Genomic DNA, 17,737 nt, shown 5'->3' with positions numbered 1-17,737 from the left:
TGTTCCCTATTTATGACATTGAATTTTTCATCAAATCAGCTAGAGAACCCCCAACCGCTGCGGCTTCATTGGGTGTCGGTGGCATTTTTCGGTATTATTCATGGACTAGCATTGCTGTCCCCCTGGTTTTTTTCCTGGGGTGCTGTGGGTGTAACTGTGTTACTTCACTGGCTATTTGGCAGCATAGGAGTTTGTTTAGGTTATCACCGATTGCTGAGTCATCGCAGTTTTAAAGTACCTAAGTTTTTGGAATATGCGATCGCTATTTTAGGTGCATTATCCATCCAAGGTGGTCCGATTTTCTGGGTGGCTGGACATCGGTTGCATCATGCTTACACCGAAGACGAAGAAAAAGATCCCTATTCTGCCCGTAAAGGTTTTTGGTGGAGTCATATGCTATGGATTTTTTATCCCCGTAGCGACTTCTTTGATTATGATTGCTACCAGCGATTTGCACCTGATTTAGCGCGAGATCCCTTTTACGTCTGGCTGAATCGTTACTTCCTACTGCTACAAATTCCCGTTGCATTGCTACTGTATGCCCTTGGAGGCTGGTCATTTGTGATCTATGGTGTGTTTTTGAGGTCTGTGATTCTCTGGCATACCACCTGGCTGATTAACTCAGTAACGCATATGTGGGGATACCGTACCTTTGAAAGCGATGATAATTCCCGTAATCTCTGGTGGGCAGCTATTCTCACTTATGGTGAAGGTTGGCACAACAATCATCATGCTTATCCTCATGTAGCAAGATGTGGTTGGCGTTGGTGGGAAATTGATATTACTTGGTGGATGATTAAATTGTTGACAATAGTGGGTTTGGCGAAAAATGTTAACCTCCCACCCAGCGGTTATTTATAAGTCACGGAATAACTAGGAAAGGGAGAATTTTTGTGTAAGTTTTAAGTTTTCACGGTGGTTTACAAAACTCAACATACATTGGTTTTATCGTGCCCACCTACTTACCTGACTTGAAAATAAGACCCCACCCTTAACCCCTCCCCCGCAGTCGCCTCAACGGGGGGAACCCCCGCACAGCGCTGCTCTCCGCAAGCGATGAGGGGAATAAGAAGTTTTTCATGTGTCCTGGTGTACGCAGTTCATGATGGCTACTTAATAAAGTAAAAAAAGTGTAGAGATGTTTTATAGAACGTCTCTATTTTTGCATTTTACCTGTGTAATTTATTTACAAATAACAAAATCTCCGATTTTTTGAAGAAGTTTGTGATCTTAACTTTTTTATTTTCACTAGTTAAATATGACTGCTATAGCCATATAAGATCATTTTAAAACGATTGTTTTTGTGATTGTTCTTACAATTATATTTATTAGAAAAAAATGTCATTTAGGCTAAAAAATAGCCATAAAAAATGGTTTATCAAGTCATCGAAGTTTGATAAAAAAATTAATTTTTATTTGCAAATTTAAAAAATATTAGGCTAGTATGAAGATTAAATCACCCACTAATTTGTAAGCAAAATTGCTGAGGATAAATTCATGGCAACATTAACAGGAGTGACTTTTGGCGGTAAGGCTTGGACACCTAAATTTGCTCAAGAAATTGACAAAGATAAATGTATCGGTTGTGGCAGATGTATTAAAGTATGTGGTCACAATGTTTTAGGCTTGAAGGCGCTAAATGAAGAAGGCGAATTTGTTGAAGACGAAGATGATGAAGAAATCGAACGTAAAGTAATGGCAGTAATGACTCCAGAAAACTGCATTGGTTGTGAAGCTTGTTCTCGGATTTGTCCCAAGAACTGTTATTCTCATACAACAGTAGACAACTAAGACTTTGAGGAATTAGCTAAAGTTATTATCCTCTCCAGGAGACATGATTTAATTCCGTACAGAAGTCAAACAAGATAATTAGAGGGGAATACTCAATCCTTACCTGAACTAGTTAAAAAGTTCACTATAAACAAAAATATAAATTACAAATTGTTATTAATTAACAGACTTTAAAAATTAGATTCCTGATTTCTCTAAGATGTCGGGAATCTAAGCATTTTCAGAGGGGAAGATATGAAAAAATATGGAAGTTTCCCCCCTTTCTGATTAGGTGTAAGTTAGAACGTTAGTAAGTGAAAATCAAAAACGCTGGCTTAAATCAGTGAACAGATTGATAACTGATAATGGATAGAGATCAGCTAGTATGCAAAAAGTTCCTGTCTCGTTGTGGACGCTGTTAGCTGGGATGATAATTTCCCCTATCAGCATCTGGATTGGTCAAAATCATCATCTACTACCGGTACAAGCATCGCAACAAGCGCCTTTGGTAGACGGATTTTTCAATATCATGTTTACCATTGCTGTTGCTTTATTTTTAGTAGTAGAAGGAACGATTCTAATTTTCTTGTTTATGTATCGTCGTCGTCCAGGAGACAATGGTGATGGTACACCTGTAGAAGGTAACTTAGCCTTAGAAATATTTTGGACAGCAGTTCCCACAGTAATTGTGATTGTGTTGGGTATCTACAGTGTAGATATTTATAACAAAATGGGAGGTTTAGAACCAGGAAGTCATCCTCATGGACAGATGGCAATGGCTGCTACCATGAATGATGGTTCTAAAACTGTAACTGCTGGAATTGGTATTGGTGGAAGTCCCCAAACTCAAGGTAAACCAGCGGATTTGGTAGTTGATGTCAAAGGGATTCAGTTTGCATGGTTATTTAACTATCCCCAAACTGGTATTGCTGCGGGTGAATTACACGTTCCGGTTGGTGCTGATGTGCAGTTGAATCTATCAGCAGATGATGTAATTCATTCGTTCTGGGTTCCGCAATTTCGTCTCAAACAAGATGCACTTCCTGGTATCCCTACAGAATTACGTTTTGTCGCTACAAAACCAGGTACATATCCGATAGTTTGTGCGGAATTGTGTGGTGGTTATCACGGTTCCATGCGATCGCAAGTTGTTGTCCACACCCAAGAAGATTTTGATAGCTGGTTGACAGAAAACCAGATTGCTCAAAAGCAAGGACAACCTCAAATTGTAGCTGTAAATCCAGCTAATTTATCGACACCTGAATTTCTGGCACCTTATGTCAATGAGATGGGTGTAAATGCAGCAACTCTGACTCAAATTAAAAAATAGCAGCGTTCAGTTGACTACTGAACAAATTCGCACTCATAGCTTATGACACAGGTAGAATTTCCACCAAATACGCCACACACTTCACACCCTACAGCGTGGAAATGGCGAGATTATTTCACTTTTAATATTGATCACAAGGTGATTGGGATTCAATATTTGGTGACAGCGTTTGGATTTTATCTCATCGGTGGGTTGATGGCGATCGCACTCCGCACCGAGTTAGCAACCGCAGATTCCGATTTTCTTGATCCTAATCTGTATAACGCCTTCATGACCAATCACGGGACAATCATGATCTTCCTATGGATTGTCCCCAGTGCAATTGGGGGATTTGGTAACTATCTAGTTCCGCTGATGGTGGGTGCTAGAGATATGGCTTTTCCCAAATTAAATGCGATCGCATTTTGGTTAAATCCACCAGCTGGTTTACTGTTATTACTCAGTTTCATTTTTGGTGGTTCCCAATCTGGTTGGACAGCTTACCCACCTTTAAGCTTAGTTACCGCACCAATCGCCCAAACCATGTGGATTTTAGCGATTGTGTTAGTAGGAACTTCCTCAATTTTGGGTTCCTTAAACTTTGTCATTACTATTTTGTTGATGAAAGTCCCCAGCATGAAATGGGATCAAGTTCCCCTATTTTGCTGGGCAATTTTAGCAACTTCCGTCCTCGCACTTGTATCTACACCAGTATTAGCAGCAGGTTTAATTCTGTTGTTGTTTGATATTAACTTTGGTACTTCCTTCTTCAAACCAGATGCAGGTGGTAACGTCGTTATTTATCAGCATTTATTCTGGTTTTATTCCCACCCGGCAGTTTATTTGATGATTCTGCCGATTTTCGGGATTATGTCAGAAGTAATTCCTACCCATGCGCGGAAACCAATTTTTGGCTATAAAGCGATCGCATTTTCCACAGTTGCTATTTGCGTCGTCGGTTTATTCGTCTGGGTTCACCATATGTTTACCAGTGGAACACCCGGTTGGATGCGGATGTTCTTCACCATTTCCACCCTCATAGTTGCAGTTCCCACCGGTGTCAAAATCTTCGGTTGGGTTGCAACCCTTTGGGGTGGAAAAATCCGCTTTACCAGCGCCATGCTATTCGCTATAGGCTTACTTTCTATGTTCGTCATGGGTGGATTAAGCGGCGTAACAATGGGAACAGCACCCTTTGATGTTCACGTCCACGACACCTATTATGTAGTCGCACATTTCCACTACGTTTTATTTGGTGGTTCCGTCTTTGGTATTTACGCAGGTATATATCACTGGTTCCCCAAAATGACCGGCAGAATGATGAACGAAACCTGGGGAAGAGTTCACTTTGTTCTGACTTTAATCGGTACTAATTTGACATTCCTACCCATGCACAAATTGGGTTTACAAGGAATGCCTCGCCGAGTTGCTATGTATGACCCCCAATTTGTGAGCTTAAACCAGCTTTGCACCATTGGCGCATTCATTTTGGGTATTTCTGTGATTCCCTTCGCTTACAACGCCATTATCAGTTGGAAAAAAGGAGAACTCGCAGGTGATAATCCCTGGGAAAGTTTGACTTTGGAATGGACTACCAGTTCTCCACCAATTATTGAAAACTGGGAAGTTTTACCTGTTGTTACTCATGGCCCTTATGACTATGGTCAGATTCATGATGAATCTTCATCGGTGACTGAGGCTGTCAGTTAAAACGCAGACATTGACATAGTTTACTCACCTTGTACTCAAGTACAAGGCTAATAGCAAAAGTCGGTTAAAACCGACTAACAAATCCGGTTTTCAGTCCGTTTTAACGGACTTGGGCTATTAGACTGGGAATTTATTCCCAGGCGGGTGAGACAGCTAATAGAGAAATGAATAGTAGGAAAATAGCATGACTGCAATTACAACCAGTGAACATCACGAAGCTGGACACGAAGAACATCAAGATTTGCGAGTTTGGGGATTATTAACTTTTCTGGTTTCTGAATCTTTGATGTTTGGTGGATTTTTTGCCACTTATTTGTTTTTTCGAGGTACTACCGCAGTTTGGCCACCAGAAGGAACTGATGTAGAATTATTTATCCCTACAATTAACACTATCATTCTTATTTCTAGTAGTTTTGTCATTCACTTTGGTGATATGGCAATTAAAAGAAATAGTGTTGGCTGGATGCGGTTTTGGTATTTTATTACCGCCATTATGGGCGCAGTTTTCTTGGCTGGTCAGGTTTATGAATACATGAATTTGAGCTATGGTCTGACCACCAATGTTTTCGCCAATTGCTTTTATCTGATGACCGGTTTCCACGGTTTACACGTCTTTATCGGACTGTTGTTAATCTTGGGTGTATTATGGCGTTCTTTACGTCGTGATCACTATTCTGCTACCAAACACACTGGCATCGAAATGGCAGAAATTTACTGGCACTTCGTTGATATTATTTGGATTGTTCTCTTCACTTTGGTTTACATTCTTAACGCATTTTAATTCAGATCCCCGACTTCTAATATTAATGATATTACTCAATGATAAATTCCTAAAAGAAGTCGGGGATCTTTGCTGGATAACTAAAATCCTGTAAATCCTTAAATCCTGGATATCCTGGATATCCTGGATATCCTGGTTCTGACAATTAGCCGCAATTTTGCTATAATCATGATGACTTCAATGTAATCGGTGACAAAAGAAACTCCTGATTAATCAAAAATCTGTGATGTTTGTAAATTGAGACTATTAAATTGTGGAGAAATAACTAAATCATCACCAGAAAAAATTCCCATTTCATGATAAATTCCATCAATTAATTCTAAAACTAATATACTTTTTGTTTGGGGGTCAGTAATCCAATATTCAGGAATACCACAATCTTGATACTGTAGACGCTTGGCAATGAAATCTCTATCTCTTTGTAATTCCCCAGGACTAACAACTTCAACAACCAATAAAGGTGGTGACATTGAAAGACGAATAGTATTCCGGTTTGCTAATTGTTGAATATGTTCTTCTCGAATAATAGTTAAATCAGGATAACGGTTTCTCGGTTCTCCTCTTACTTCCAACTCTAAACCATGTCCCCGCACTCTTTTATAGCCTAAGAGTGAAACAAATTGAATTAATAAAGATGTGGCAATCTGCACATTAATTCCTGACTCTGGTGGCATTTCAACTAACTCCCCATTAAACAATTCATACAAATTATCTGTGCCATCATCATAAGATAAATATTCTTCAAAACTTGCAAATCTATGTTTAGTTTGTACCATGACAATTACTCCATGATTACTTATGGTTTAATTTTAACATTATTTATAAGTATTAAAACATCATCCAATCACATCCTGTAAATCCTTAAATCCTGGATATCCTGATTCTGACAAACTCCATCATTACTTATAGCCGCAATTCTGCTATAATCATGATGATTTCAATATAATCGGTGATAGCATAATGATTACCACTGTTGAGCGTCGTTATAGTTTAGATGAATATCGCGCTATTGAAGAAAAAGCAGAAACACGCAACGAATATCATGATGGAGAAATTGTACCAATGCCAGGAGGATCACTTAACCATAGTCGTATTGGTCGAAATATGTTAACCTATCTTACATATCTTCTCCGTGATAGTAAATTTGAGCCAATTAATAGCTATTTGCGGCTATGGATTCCTGAATATAAACGCGGATTATATCCCGATGTGATGGTTTTTGCAGGTGAACTACAACTAAATGAAAATCGCAATGATGAAGTTTTAAATCCTACCTTAATTATAGAAGTATTATCCCCTTCTACAGCAGATTATGACCGCAAAGGCAAGTTTCGGATGTATCGTTCAATTAGCAGTTTTTGTGAATATTTATTAGTTGAACAAGATGAAATTTTTATAGAAAAATATACTAAACAATCTCAAGGTTGGTTATTAAGTGATTTTAATAATTTAGAAAAATCTATTACTTTGGAGTCAATTGGGGTTGAATTACCAATAGCAGAAATTTATCGCGGTGTTGTTTTTGAGTAAGCAATATTCAGATCCCCAATTTCTGATATCAATCATCTTAATTTAATTAGCAATTTATCAAAAAAGTCGGGGATCTTGGAGTTAAGGATATTAGAGAATGAGCTTGACAAAAATCGTAGTTTCAACTATGCTTATGTTATGAGTGGGAAAAAATGCGCCCATATATAACAGGTTTTTTAGATTGTAGATATCTGGTAGAAAATTTTCAGCTAAAACTTTCAGCTTATGAAAACCACATTACCAACCTTATCAGAATCTCTCTACAACCAAGATTTTCATCTTTGGGTAGAATCAACCATCAAAATATTACAACAAAAAAGATTTGATCAATTAGATATCGAAAATCTAATTTCTGAAATAGAAAGTATGGGGAATAGTGATAAAAAATCAGTTAAAAGTAACTTGAGAATTTTATTAATGCACTTACTAAAATGGCAGTATCAACCAGAAAAAAGGACAAATAGCTGGCGCACAACAATCAAAGAACATCGTAACCGATTAGAGGATGATTTTGCAGATAGTCCTAGTTTAAAGAACTATTATTTAGAAATATTCAATGAATGTTATCAAAAAGCGAGAGATTTAGCTTCTTCAGAAACAGGTTTATCTATATCTGTGTTTCCTGGGGAATGTCCTTTTAATGCTGACTTTGTTCTCAAATCTGATTTTTTCCCAGAATAAGATAGCAGTTTTCTACTAATTTGGAGTAAGAATATAAAGAGCTACTAAGTACTAGAAGATACGACTACACGGAAACCCACGTAGTTGCTCCTATTGACACGCGCGTAGCTGTCGCGAGACGCAGAACGACAGTGCCTAGCGCCGTTGTTCCAAGAACCACCACGCAGGATATTACCGCTACCGCTTCGATTAATCGAAGCACTAGCTTCAGTAGGCGCGTTTATATAATTTTCTTGCCAGTCATCTTCACACCACTCCCACACATTCCCGTGCATATCATACAAACCAAAAGCGTTAGGGGGAAAAATTCCTACATCAGTTGTTTGTTGTCGATATTTACCTTTTGCACCGGAATTATAGGGATAATTACCATCGTAGTTTACCAAATCAGTGGTGATGTTGTCACCAAAATAAAATGGTGTAGTTGTTCCGGCTCTACAGGCGTATTCCCATTCAGCTTCACTGGGAAGACGATATTTTTTACCTGTAGATTTACTTATCCTAGCACAAAATTCCTGTGCGTCCAGCCATGAAACACATTCCACTGGACGATTTTTACCAGAAAAGCTAGAGGGGTTGGGTTGAAGTTTATCTTTCACCTGTGGTGATTTGGCTACCCTTTCCCATTGTGCCTGAGTTACAGTAAACTTGCCCATATAAAATGGTTGAATAGTTATCCGATGCTGGGGACTTTCTGAATCATATCTTTTAGGTTCATTTTTCGATGAACCCATTAAAAAAGTTCCCCCAGGAATAGCAATCATTTCTAACAATACACCATTACCCAAATCTTCTGTAAATGATTTGTGAGAATTACTCGGTTGAGGTGGGGGAATAACGACAGATTTTTGAATCTTGGGATTATTTAATGCTGCTAAAACTTCCTGAGCAGAATGATATCGTTTTTTAGGAATATCTTGCAACATAGTTTCTAAAACATAGGTTAATTCCTGACTTAAAGAAAGATACTTTTGCCATGTCCATTCCATATTTATAGTATCAAATAATGGATCTGAACCATCAGCATTTTGAAAATGTCCCGTCAATAAACGTACACAAGTTACAGCTAAACTATAAAGATCACTACTTGGGTAAACCATCCCCCGAAATTGTTCCGGTGGTGCATATCCAGGAGTACCTGTAATCGTACCAATTTTAGTGACAATACTACTGCTGGTTTCTTTAGAAACACCAAAATCAATTAAGAATAAATTACCGTTTTTACATCTGAGAATATTTTCTGGTTTAATGTCTCGATGAATTACTTTATTGTCGTGAATAAATTGTAAAATTGGCAATAATTCTGTTAAAATAATTTTGATTTGAGATTCATTGAATTTACCTTGAGTTTTTAACTCTTCCAGTAAATTTTGACCATCAATAAATTCCTGGATTAAATACAATCTACTATCCTGAGAAAAGAAAGCGAGTAAATCAGGAATTTGGGGATGTTTACCTAACTCTTGCAGTCTTTGCGCTTCTTGTTGAAATAGTTCTGTAGCTTTTGGTAAAGATGCGCTTCCTGCTTGTTGGGGTAAAAATTGTTTAATGACACAGGGAGTATTTAATCTTTTCACATCTACAGCTTGAAAAGTCCTCCCAAAACCACCTTCTCCGATAAATTTAATCGGTAGATAACGGTCATCTAATATTATTTTATTTCCACAACGTTGACAAAAGCTAGTACCCTGGGGATTTTCGTAAAGACAGTCAGGATTGAGACATTGACTCATGGTAGTTGCAGGGGATATCTAGTGATGATTGTAGCATAAGCAATGTCAGAATCAGGATATCTTCTTTGCGTCTTTGCGCGAAATAAATCAATTTTGTCAGAATCAGGATATCCAGGATTTGAGGATTTACAGGATGGTATTATTTGTGTGTAAGTTCTGAGTTTGATTAATTATTTATTATTTTTTAAGATAGATATTGAGATAAGCTAAAATTTACAGAATTACGTCTAGTGTATGTTCTACAATAAATTAGATTGGTAATTGGTAAATTACATCCTGTTAATCCTTAAATCCTGGACATCCTGATTCAGACAATTTATCATGTTTCAAGATTATGCAACCTAACCAAAACAAATACTCATGGTTTGATGTATCCGATGATGTCAAGGAATTATTGATATTAGCAGCACAGACTTGGGAAAATACAGAAGTATCAGAAAAATATATGCAACAAGCTTTATCTAAAACCCAAGGAAATACAGATGTTTTAGTAGCAGCTTATAGATATTTTTACTACAAAAATAATTATCCTCTAGCACTGACAACAGCAGAGCAATTAATTGCTAAAATTAAAGAAATAGAAAAATTACCTGATAACTGGGAAGACCTAAAATCCATCTTAGTTCAGCGACACGAAGAACCACAAATCAGATTGTACTTGAATGCTTATGCTGCTTCTGGATTAGTATTAGCTAAACTAGGAGATTTAGAGCAAGCCAAGGAAATCAGTACCAGAATTAAAGGTATTGATGACAAAAATGATTTTGGTGCTGGCATTCTTCTGGATATTTTAACCCGTCCACCAGAAGAAGATGATTAATTATAGAGACTACGTAAGAGTTTGATCAATCACCAATCACTAATCACCAATCAAAAGTCATGAACAATTGGTTATCCACCTCGTTTTCTTATCAATCTCTCTCTACATCTAATAATAATACTGTTCTCCTACCTACGCTACCTGCATCTCCTGTAGCTCCTATAACTATAATGCCTCAAACCAATCCTCCCATAATTTTCTTACCCAAATATTCATAATTGATAGTATAGAAATTATGCAAGGTAAGGATTGGTTTGTCGCTGCAAATGGAGAGCATCAAATCTGTAAATCAGCGAGAGTTTGGGATTTATTGCGTGATAATTATCGCCTATATCGGTTTCTAACCGATGTAGAAGATGTTCTCAATGATGTTGAGGATGAATCAACTCGTCTCCCAGAAATTAGAATGCTGGTAAGGCGATTAATGGTCAATTCTTATTGGGTAAACAGTCAATTTTTAGAAGCTGACAGTAAAACAGGAACATCAGTTTTACTGTTATACGATGAATTGGGATTTCCCTTAACCGTGCAAACAGTCACATTTGCACCGGGGACAATTTCTAATATTCATAATCATGGAACATGGGGAGTAGTAGCAGTCTTAAAAGGTGAGGAAAAAAATACATTTTGGCGGCGCAGTTCTCATCCAGAGTTTCCTGATAAAATTGAAAAAACCGGAGAAATAAATTTATTTCCAGGTGATATGATCAGTTTTACACCTGATACAATACATTGCGTGCAAGCTGTGGGAGAAGAACCGACAGTTACATTTAATATATATGGAGAAACCGACCCCAAAAAGAGATGGGAATTTGATATCATTAACCACATTGCTAAAAAATTTTAAATGTAGTGGCAAAAACAGAAATAAATGATTATTGTGATAAATAGATAGCAACTAATAGTAATAGGTAAAAAATCCAGAATATTTACCTATCATTAAAACCCACCATCTTTCTTTTATCTGCGTTTATCTGCGTTTATCTGCGGTTAATTATTTACTGTCCAGAAATCGAATAAAAACCTTATAGGAGATATAGCAATGGCCAGAGTAATTTTCTATGAAAAACCAGGCTGTAAAGGTGGTACAAAGCAAAAAGTTTTGCTGACAGCCGCAGGTCATGAGGTAGTAACATATAGTCTATTAACAGAACCTTGGACAGCAGAAAGATTGCGTTCATTTTTTGGAAATCGCCCTGTAGTTGAATGGTTCAACAAAGCCGCACCAAGAGTAAAATCAGGAGAGGTTAACCCTGAGAAAATCGACGGTGACACCGCTTTATTAATGATGCTCAGAGATCCTTTATTAATTCGTCGTCCTTTACTAGAAGTAGGAGATAGACGTGAAGTAGGCTTTGATGTCGAGAAAATCGACGCATGGATAGGTTTAAAAGCTGTGGATAACTCTTTAAAGGAAATGAGCGAAAAACTGATGCAGCAAGACCTCCAAGGTTGCTCTCATGGTCATAATCACGAACACCATCACGGTGAAGGTGGTTGTAAACATCACGGAAAAGAACACCAGCATTAGATATTTCAATATTCAATAAATCCTGATTCTGATGATTAAAAATGTCAGAATCAGGATTTTTAGGATTAAAGGATGAATGATAAAATCAAATCCTCTAAGGGACTTCCAAATAAAACAATCCCCAATTTGTAGGGTGGGTTACGCTGCGCTAACCCACCATTATCCCCTAAATTTATGGTGGGTTACTGACTACCGTCCTAACCCACCCTACGATTGATTTTTGGGTAATTTATTTTTGCGTAGCGGTAATTCATGAATTACCGCTACTTTTGTGATGTTTTGCGTAAGTCGTGACTAAGTTTCAATATATTAAAAATCTCATCCTTTACATGGTTGAATTTAGTAAATCCTGACTCACGAAAAGCAAGAATGAGCAAGTAGATATATTAAACAATTCAAAATTTAAAATCATGATTTTGTTGGGTTTCCTCGCGTTAACCCAACCTAAAAAATACTAAGAATTGGGGTTAATAAATTAACTCATCAATTCTTGAAACATCGCAGTACTCAAATAGCGTTCACCAAAAGAAGGCTGAATCATCACAATTAATTTACCAGCATTTTCTGGACGCTGACCGACTTGAATAGCCGCACACAAAGCCGCACCAGATGATATTCCTGATAATAAACCTTCTTCTTTTGCTAATCTGCGTCCATAAGACATTGCTTGGTCGTCACTGACGCGAATCACTTCATCAATTAATTCTTGACGCAAAACATCGGGGACAAATCCTGCACCAATTCCTTGAATTTTATGAGCGCCGGGTTCACCTCCAGAGAGGACAGGACTGTTGCTAGGTTCAACCGCAATCACTTGAAAACTTGGCTTGCGTTGTTTAAGTATCTCTGCAATACCAGTAATCGTTCCTCCAGTTCCTACACCAGAAATTAATATATCTGCTTCGCCGTCAGTATCTGTCCAAATTTCCTCAGATGTCGTTTCTCGGTGAATTTTCGGATTTGCTGGGTTGCGGAATTGTTGCAACATAAAAGCATTGGGAGTCTTAGCCACTATTTCTTCAGCTTTGCTAATTGCTCCCCGCATTCCTTGGGGGCCTGGTGTTAACTCCAAAGTTGCACCATAAGCGCGCAGCATGGCACGTCTTTCTTGGCTCATGGTTTCTGGCATGGTTAAAATCAAACTGTAGCCACGGGCAGCTGCTACCATTGCTAAAGCTATGCCGGTGTTACCAGAGGTAGGTTCGACTAAAACGGTTTTTCCTGGGGTAATTAAACCCTCTGCTTCGGCTGAAAGCACCATACTCAACCCAATTCGGTCTTTGACTGAAGCCGCTGGGTTCATGCTTTCTAATTTAACAACTATTCTGGCAACTACTCCTTCGGCTTGGGGAATTTTGTTCAGCTGAACTAAGGGTGTTTTGCCAATAAGTTCTGTTACGTCTTGAGCAATTCGCATTTATTAACTCCTAAAATTCTAAATATTACTTCTAAGTCCTTATTCATAATAATAGGTTTTTACTTATTTAATTTGTAGTTAAGTAACATTTACTGGGAGCAGATATCACTGCTGCCTACAATAGCGATGATACCTTGGTATTGAGTCAAAAAATTCATGGCACACAACCCCAAAAAGACTAGTATTTACTATGAAGATAGTATCATTTTTACTGAGTGAAGATGAAAAAATTAAAATAATCAGCATCTAAATAATGTGCTTATATCTTGATAAAATCATCAGTTTTACAAAATTTAATTGTTTTTTTGAGCTATTTAGTTTATTTTTAATTCAGTTCCACTTTGTCATGATATATTATTATTTGAGTACAAGTTTTAAGGTTAAAAACAACTTTATAAATATCCTTAAACATCAGCAAACCTCAGCTAATAAAGCATTGAGGTTGAGTACAAAAGTCCCCGAACCCCCTCTGATAAATGCTAGTACCCCCTCTCAAAAACACTAGCACCTCTACCCGAAATTTTTTTATAAGTCTGACTAGATAAGTCTTTTAGGCTTTGAGTACTATCTTAATGAGTTTAATAATTCTAATCGTGGTGGGGTAAACTGTGTTCTGGAGAGGTGACTGCTATAAACATGAATAGGATTTACGCAGAGATTCCCCTCTACCCCCCGAAATTCCTAGACGAAAGTCTGGAGAACTAGGGGGGACTTCTTACCCCTAAGTCGGTTGTAATCTGTCTTCAAAAGCAGTTAAATCCTGTCAGTATTAGTGAATACAAAAGGGAGTATATTTGGGATTTTTAATTTTGAATTGCTTAGTAATACTTTATGAGTAGATTGCACATCTAGTTGTAACTCATAAACCTGCCAATTTTAGATGAAAAAAATTAGATTTGAGATTTGAGATTTTAAATTATTGGGTGTCATCTACTAGGTGTATATTGAGAATCTAAAATTTAATGGCTGTTTGAGAATTGACAATAATAAGGTGCAGTAATAAACCATAAAATACATTTTCTTACTGGGTTAATGCGTACCTAGCAAGGGAGAGCGAAGGTGAAATTAAAAATTTTAAATATTTTGACTGTTTGCTTAGTTACTTTAGCTGTGCTTTCTCCAGGGCTATTAGTATTTAATTTAATTTGGGGACGACATATAGAGTTAGTTAAGACACAGAATTTATCCTGTCAAGTCACCAATATTAATAAAGGGTCTGATTCTTTATCTCTCCAGCCAGAGAGCATAAATACTCCTCAATCTCCAGCCAACAGAAAATTATCTAAATATAATTTTTTTGTACAACTGCAAATTCTAATGGAACGATATAAAATCGCTACCATTTTGCAATGGTTGGTTTTGGGTACACCTATTTGTATTGGCTTCGGTATTCTTGTTTATGACAGGTATCTTGTATATCGCACTGCTGTTTTCAAAGCACAAGTCGAAATGCTAGAAAGGCTTTGGCAACAAAGTATAGAGCAATAATTTTCAGTTTTCTTATTCACCCTAAACTAACTCACCATGACAGACGAACGCCAAACACAATATTTTAATTTGATTGATGAATTGCTTCAATGTCCTAATGGTCAAGAACCAGAAATTCTAGAATCTCAGCCTGAATTGGTTGATTCTGGTTTAGTACATTCAATGTTACAAGTAGCTACTATGTTTGCTCATGAAGGCAATCAAGATGGCGCTCAATTTTTATTTTTTATAGCCAAGGAGTTAGCGAAACAATTGGGGTTATATCCTGAAGTTTCCAATGAGGTTGCACATCAGGAGTAATAATGCTATTGACTTCAACTGATGCTGGAAAAATAGCTCTAGAATTCCTTTTGGCAGACTGGAATATTTCTGAAGATTACAGAGATTGGTTTACTATCTTTAACTCGCGGTTGATGGGTGAATTTTGGTACATTGTAGAATTGGGTGTTGAGGGTTTTCCTGATAAGTGGTTTATTCAAGTTTATGATACAGGAGCCTGTGACCCAAATTATACATTTAATTCTCCTATCTCTGGTTCTGAGGGATATGTGGATTTAAAGAATGTACCAGATATTATAGCTGATGTTTTAGTGGCTGAACGCAATTCCCGTTAATTCAGAAGTGCTGTACTAATCAGCGGGAGATGGGGAGAGATTTTATATCATGTCCGGTTGTTCGCGTAGCGTCTCGTCAGAGATATACTTATCATTTAGACTGACGCGGAGACAGAGAGACGCGGGGACGCGGAGATTTTTTTTGATAAGTGATTAGGCGGACATGATATTACTGTTTTTTGCCCAACAATAAACATCTGATAAAAGGATCTTCTTCCGTGTCTCTTACTCAATTGTGCCAGTTCATAAATTTTGAATTCATTATATATGGTCATTATTTAGAGGTGATACTCAATTAGAGTACACCTCTTTTTTTTGAAGATGTATTTCACGAATTACAAATTACGAATTACAAATTACGAATTACGAATTACGAATTATTTTAAGAATATATTTAACTTTAATTGGCATTTTGTCATGTTTGGCTGACAAATTTATGTTATGCTAATTACAGTGATGGACGCTACAGAAATAGTCAGTCAAATGATTGCTGAAGATATCCTAGCTCAAGAATTCACAAGAGTCGTTAACCACTATTACCCGAACACTGGGGAACTACTGGAAGGGTGCCATGTGAAAGTCATTACCTGCTTCTGGGGACGACCTGCTAAACGCTTTCAATATGTAGGGATTTATTGTTCTGAAGATATTTTGCCCTATGTGCAAGCGCAAAAAGAAATACTGAGGGAAGTAGCAGACAATATGGGACTCATTCAAGTGGTTTGCATGAATGCCAAGCGATTGCTGCGCGACCCGATGTCTAAACTTAAACAATCCGAACCGCGCTTATGGTTGGAGTTGCATTTAGTGGCAGCTTAGTGGAAGGAGGTAGAAGTTAAAAGGCAGAAGTTGAAGGCAATAATGTTGATGTAATTTACGTTTTTGTCTGATGCTAACTGTTTAATTATTTCTGCTGTGCTGTACTAAAATTTTGTTTGCCAAAAATGAAAACAGGACTTTTCTGCAATTACGAAAATCATCATCACGATGTCCGTCGCGCCATCTTTGAACAGGTTTTACTGGTGAAACAGGCGGAAAACTTAGGTTTTGAAGAAGCCTGGGTGAGTGAACATCATTTTAATGAATCCAATCTCAGCCCGTCACTTTTGCTGTTAATGGCACATTTGGCGGGTGTTACGTCAACTATTCGTTTAGGGACTGGGGCGGTATTATTGCCGTTTCACAACCCAATTCGGGTAGCTGAGGATATTGCTACTTTGGATAATCTTTGTAGTGGTAGATTGGCTTTTGGGATAGCTAAAGGGGGACCCTTTCCTCAACAAAATCAGCATTTTGGCGTATCGATGTCTGAATCCCGCCCCATGATGTTAGAAGCAGTCGCACTTATTCAAAAGCTATTATATGAAACTGACGTATCATTTAATGGGCAATTCTATCAGTGCGATCGCTTGACAGTTTATCCCCAACCACTACAAAAACCTATCCCCGTCTATATTGCCAGTGGTGATGATGATGCTATTAAATTTGCTGCTGAAAATTCCTTTGGCTTAATGGGGGGTCCGCCCTTTTCCCTGGCAAGATTGAAGAATACAGTCAGCAAATATCGGCAATTAAATTCCAGTGGTGCGGATAAATTTCTGTTAGCACGGTTCTTTTTTGTGGCTAAAACCTCTGATGAAGCTGTAAGTGAAGCCTTACCTTTCATTCGCCAATTTAGCCAGAAAATGATCGCTAACACCACTCAAGTAATGCAGAATAGTCCCCAGCCTCAGAAACCATTTGATCGAACAAATATCTGTTTTGATGAAAACTATTTGCTTGAAAATTCGATTATTGGTGATGTAGAAACCTGTCGCGACAAAATCAAGAAATTTCAGGACGAATTAGATCTCGGCACACTAGCGCTCAAACCCTCATCTTTGTCTCTGCAAAAAAATCGAGAGAGTTTGCAGCGCTACAATCAAGAGGTGCGAAATTATGTCTAAACTCCCCTTGCTTCCTCCTGATGACTTACCTCCTATGGAGGTGACAAAACAGGACGGAATGCTACATATGGAATTAGAACAGTCTATTGGGAGGTGCTTTTATCATTCGTGCGATCGCATTACCCAAGTTCTGTTATCTAATTGTCAGTGGTATATGACAACTAATATTACCACTTTGATGCTGATTGTAGACTGTCCAGATATAGTATCTTACTGGCATATAGTCAGTAATATTCCGCAATTGGGTAATCGGCTGGAACGATTTACCACAGACGCGAAAATCCGAGTTTATCCGCCATTTGGCAAAGGAATGCCCTTTGAAATTGGCATTAATGAAATCTCGGCTTATCGAGACTGGTTATAATTTCTTTCATTAGATTTCCATGACCTGATCCTCGGCTTCTCAA

General features: G+C 37.7%; 19 protein-coding genes. 16 read left to right on the top strand and 3 right to left on the bottom strand.

Features of this window, described 5'->3' with window-relative positions:
- Nucleotides 1-12 precede the first annotated feature (12 nt).
- The 5 genes from A9Y75_RS07415 to A9Y75_RS07395 all read left to right on the top strand — a co-directional run bounded on the left by A9Y75_RS07415 (nucleotide 13) and on the right by A9Y75_RS07395 (nucleotide 5,570).
- A complete protein-coding gene (locus tag A9Y75_RS07415; RefSeq protein ID WP_071188937.1) occupies nucleotides 13-861 on the top strand; it encodes a fatty acid desaturase in 849 nt (282 codons plus the stop codon).
- 636 nt (nucleotides 862-1,497) lie between these two features.
- Nucleotides 1,498-1,791 (top strand): ferredoxin III, nif-specific, encoded by a 294-nt coding sequence (fdxB, locus tag A9Y75_RS07410; RefSeq protein ID WP_071188936.1) that lies wholly within the window; start codon nucleotides 1,498-1,500, stop codon nucleotides 1,789-1,791.
- 364 nt (nucleotides 1,792-2,155) lie between these two features.
- Nucleotides 2,156-3,100: a cytochrome c oxidase subunit II gene (locus tag A9Y75_RS07405; protein ID WP_071188935.1), complete on the top strand. Its 945-nt coding sequence runs from the start codon at nucleotides 2,156-2,158 to the stop codon at nucleotides 3,098-3,100.
- 42 nt (nucleotides 3,101-3,142) lie between these two features.
- A complete protein-coding gene (ctaD, locus tag A9Y75_RS07400; protein ID WP_071188934.1) occupies nucleotides 3,143-4,789 on the top strand; it encodes a cytochrome c oxidase subunit I in 1,647 nt (548 codons plus the stop codon).
- Between the two features lie 184 nt (nucleotides 4,790-4,973).
- The gene (locus tag A9Y75_RS07395; RefSeq protein ID WP_071188933.1) at nucleotides 4,974-5,570 is read left to right on the top strand and encodes a heme-copper oxidase subunit III; all 597 of its coding nucleotides are present in this window, start codon (nucleotides 4,974-4,976) and stop codon (nucleotides 5,568-5,570) included.
- 209 nt (nucleotides 5,571-5,779) lie between these two features.
- On the opposite strand, the gene A9Y75_RS07390 is transcribed toward A9Y75_RS07395, so the two are convergent.
- Nucleotides 5,780-6,346, bottom strand: a complete 567-nt coding sequence (locus A9Y75_RS07390; RefSeq protein WP_071188932.1) for a Uma2 family endonuclease — start codon at nucleotides 6,344-6,346, stop codon at nucleotides 5,780-5,782.
- Between the two features lie 184 nt (nucleotides 6,347-6,530).
- On the opposite strand from A9Y75_RS07390, the gene A9Y75_RS07385 reads away from it, so the two are divergent.
- Entirely contained in the window at nucleotides 6,531-7,100 is a 570-nt protein-coding gene (locus A9Y75_RS07385; RefSeq protein ID WP_071188931.1) for a Uma2 family endonuclease, read from the top strand.
- 225 nt (nucleotides 7,101-7,325) lie between these two features.
- Nucleotides 7,326-7,781 (top strand): DUF29 domain-containing protein, encoded by a 456-nt coding sequence (locus A9Y75_RS07380; protein ID WP_071188930.1) that lies wholly within the window; start codon nucleotides 7,326-7,328, stop codon nucleotides 7,779-7,781.
- Between the two features lie 44 nt (nucleotides 7,782-7,825).
- On the opposite strand, the gene A9Y75_RS07375 is transcribed toward A9Y75_RS07380, so the two are convergent.
- The gene (locus A9Y75_RS07375) at nucleotides 7,826-9,514 is read right to left on the bottom strand and encodes a bifunctional serine/threonine-protein kinase/formylglycine-generating enzyme family protein (RefSeq protein WP_071188929.1); all 1,689 of its coding nucleotides are present in this window, start codon (nucleotides 9,512-9,514) and stop codon (nucleotides 7,826-7,828) included.
- A gap of 334 nt (nucleotides 9,515-9,848) precedes the next feature.
- Here A9Y75_RS07375 and A9Y75_RS07370 point away from each other — a divergent pair, with 334 nt between their 5' ends.
- From A9Y75_RS07370 to A9Y75_RS07360, 3 genes are all read left to right on the top strand, one after another.
- Complete coding sequence (locus tag A9Y75_RS07370; protein ID WP_071188928.1) at nucleotides 9,849-10,334, top strand: hypothetical protein; 486 nt, start codon at nucleotides 9,849-9,851, stop codon at nucleotides 10,332-10,334.
- Between the two features lie 235 nt (nucleotides 10,335-10,569).
- Entirely contained in the window at nucleotides 10,570-11,181 is a 612-nt protein-coding gene (locus A9Y75_RS07365; protein WP_071188927.1) for a cupin, read from the top strand.
- Between the two features lie 195 nt (nucleotides 11,182-11,376).
- Nucleotides 11,377-11,865 carry an ArsC/Spx/MgsR family protein gene (locus tag A9Y75_RS07360; RefSeq protein ID WP_071188926.1) on the top strand — a complete coding sequence of 163 codons (489 nt, stop codon included), beginning with the start codon at nucleotides 11,377-11,379 and terminating at the stop codon, nucleotides 11,863-11,865.
- A gap of 475 nt (nucleotides 11,866-12,340) precedes the next feature.
- Here the strand turns inward: A9Y75_RS07360 and cysK are convergent, their stop codons facing one another.
- Nucleotides 12,341-13,282, bottom strand: a complete 942-nt coding sequence (gene cysK / locus A9Y75_RS07355) for a cysteine synthase A (protein ID WP_071188925.1) — start codon at nucleotides 13,280-13,282, stop codon at nucleotides 12,341-12,343.
- A 1,059-nt stretch (nucleotides 13,283-14,341) separates the two neighbouring features.
- Here cysK and A9Y75_RS07350 point away from each other — a divergent pair.
- The 6 genes from A9Y75_RS07350 (at nucleotide 14,342) to A9Y75_RS07325 (ending at nucleotide 17,694) form a co-directional block, all read left to right on the top strand.
- Nucleotides 14,342-14,770 carry a hypothetical protein gene (locus tag A9Y75_RS07350; protein ID WP_071188924.1) on the top strand — a complete coding sequence of 143 codons (429 nt, stop codon included), beginning with the start codon at nucleotides 14,342-14,344 and terminating at the stop codon, nucleotides 14,768-14,770.
- Nucleotides 14,771-14,806: 36 nt separating this feature from the next.
- Nucleotides 14,807-15,070, top strand: coding sequence for a hypothetical protein (locus A9Y75_RS07345; RefSeq protein WP_071188923.1), 264 nt, complete (start codon nucleotides 14,807-14,809; stop codon nucleotides 15,068-15,070).
- A 2-nt stretch (nucleotides 15,071-15,072) separates the two neighbouring features.
- Nucleotides 15,073-15,384 carry a hypothetical protein gene (locus tag A9Y75_RS07340; protein ID WP_016949635.1) on the top strand — a complete coding sequence of 104 codons (312 nt, stop codon included), beginning with the start codon at nucleotides 15,073-15,075 and terminating at the stop codon, nucleotides 15,382-15,384.
- Nucleotides 15,385-15,867: 483 nt separating this feature from the next.
- Complete coding sequence (locus A9Y75_RS07335) at nucleotides 15,868-16,203, top strand: hypothetical protein (protein ID WP_071189640.1); 336 nt, start codon at nucleotides 15,868-15,870, stop codon at nucleotides 16,201-16,203.
- Between the two features lie 125 nt (nucleotides 16,204-16,328).
- The gene (locus A9Y75_RS07330; RefSeq protein ID WP_071188922.1) at nucleotides 16,329-17,330 is read left to right on the top strand and encodes an LLM class flavin-dependent oxidoreductase; all 1,002 of its coding nucleotides are present in this window, start codon (nucleotides 16,329-16,331) and stop codon (nucleotides 17,328-17,330) included.
- Nucleotides 17,323-17,694, top strand: a complete 372-nt coding sequence (locus tag A9Y75_RS07325) for a hypothetical protein (RefSeq protein ID WP_071188921.1) — start codon at nucleotides 17,323-17,325, stop codon at nucleotides 17,692-17,694. The genes A9Y75_RS07330 and A9Y75_RS07325 overlap by 8 nt, the downstream gene beginning before the upstream one ends.
- Nucleotides 17,695-17,737 lie beyond the last annotated feature (43 nt).

The sequence above is a fragment of the Trichormus sp. NMC-1 genome (genome assembly GCF_001858025.1).
GTDB lineage: Bacteria > Cyanobacteriota > Cyanobacteriia > Cyanobacteriales > Nostocaceae > Anabaena.
This window is presented reverse-complemented; position numbering and strand designations above follow the sequence as displayed.

What these genes read in the sequence shown, in the direction of transcription:
- A9Y75_RS07415 (WP_071188937.1), top strand. Translation starts at nt 13, where the DNA reads ATGACATTGAATTTTTCATCAAATCAGCTAGAGAACCCCCAACCGCTG.
- fdxB (WP_071188936.1), top strand. Translation starts at nt 1,498, where the DNA reads ATGGCAACATTAACAGGAGTGACTTTTGGCGGTAAGGCTTGGACACCT.
- A9Y75_RS07405 (WP_071188935.1), top strand. Translation starts at nt 2,156, where the DNA reads ATGCAAAAAGTTCCTGTCTCGTTGTGGACGCTGTTAGCTGGGATGATA.
- ctaD (WP_071188934.1), top strand. Translation starts at nt 3,143, where the DNA reads ATGACACAGGTAGAATTTCCACCAAATACGCCACACACTTCACACCCT.
- A9Y75_RS07395 (WP_071188933.1), top strand. Translation starts at nt 4,974, where the DNA reads ATGACTGCAATTACAACCAGTGAACATCACGAAGCTGGACACGAAGAA.
- A9Y75_RS07390 (WP_071188932.1), bottom strand. Translation starts at nt 6,346, where the DNA reads ATGGTACAAACTAAACATAGATTTGCAAGTTTTGAAGAATATTTATCT.
- A9Y75_RS07385 (WP_071188931.1), top strand. Translation starts at nt 6,531, where the DNA reads ATGATTACCACTGTTGAGCGTCGTTATAGTTTAGATGAATATCGCGCT.
- A9Y75_RS07380 (WP_071188930.1), top strand. Translation starts at nt 7,326, where the DNA reads ATGAAAACCACATTACCAACCTTATCAGAATCTCTCTACAACCAAGAT.
- A9Y75_RS07375 (WP_071188929.1), bottom strand. Translation starts at nt 9,514, where the DNA reads ATGAGTCAATGTCTCAATCCTGACTGTCTTTACGAAAATCCCCAGGGT.
- A9Y75_RS07370 (WP_071188928.1), top strand. Translation starts at nt 9,849, where the DNA reads ATGCAACCTAACCAAAACAAATACTCATGGTTTGATGTATCCGATGAT.
- A9Y75_RS07365 (WP_071188927.1), top strand. Translation starts at nt 10,570, where the DNA reads ATGCAAGGTAAGGATTGGTTTGTCGCTGCAAATGGAGAGCATCAAATC.
- A9Y75_RS07360 (WP_071188926.1), top strand. Translation starts at nt 11,377, where the DNA reads ATGGCCAGAGTAATTTTCTATGAAAAACCAGGCTGTAAAGGTGGTACA.
- cysK (WP_071188925.1), bottom strand. Translation starts at nt 13,282, where the DNA reads ATGCGAATTGCTCAAGACGTAACAGAACTTATTGGCAAAACACCCTTA.
- A9Y75_RS07345 (WP_071188923.1), top strand. Translation starts at nt 14,807, where the DNA reads ATGACAGACGAACGCCAAACACAATATTTTAATTTGATTGATGAATTG.
- A9Y75_RS07340 (WP_016949635.1), top strand. Translation starts at nt 15,073, where the DNA reads ATGCTATTGACTTCAACTGATGCTGGAAAAATAGCTCTAGAATTCCTT.
- A9Y75_RS07335 (WP_071189640.1), top strand. Translation starts at nt 15,868, where the DNA reads ATGATTGCTGAAGATATCCTAGCTCAAGAATTCACAAGAGTCGTTAAC.
- A9Y75_RS07330 (WP_071188922.1), top strand. Translation starts at nt 16,329, where the DNA reads ATGAAAACAGGACTTTTCTGCAATTACGAAAATCATCATCACGATGTC.
- A9Y75_RS07325 (WP_071188921.1), top strand. Translation starts at nt 17,323, where the DNA reads ATGTCTAAACTCCCCTTGCTTCCTCCTGATGACTTACCTCCTATGGAG.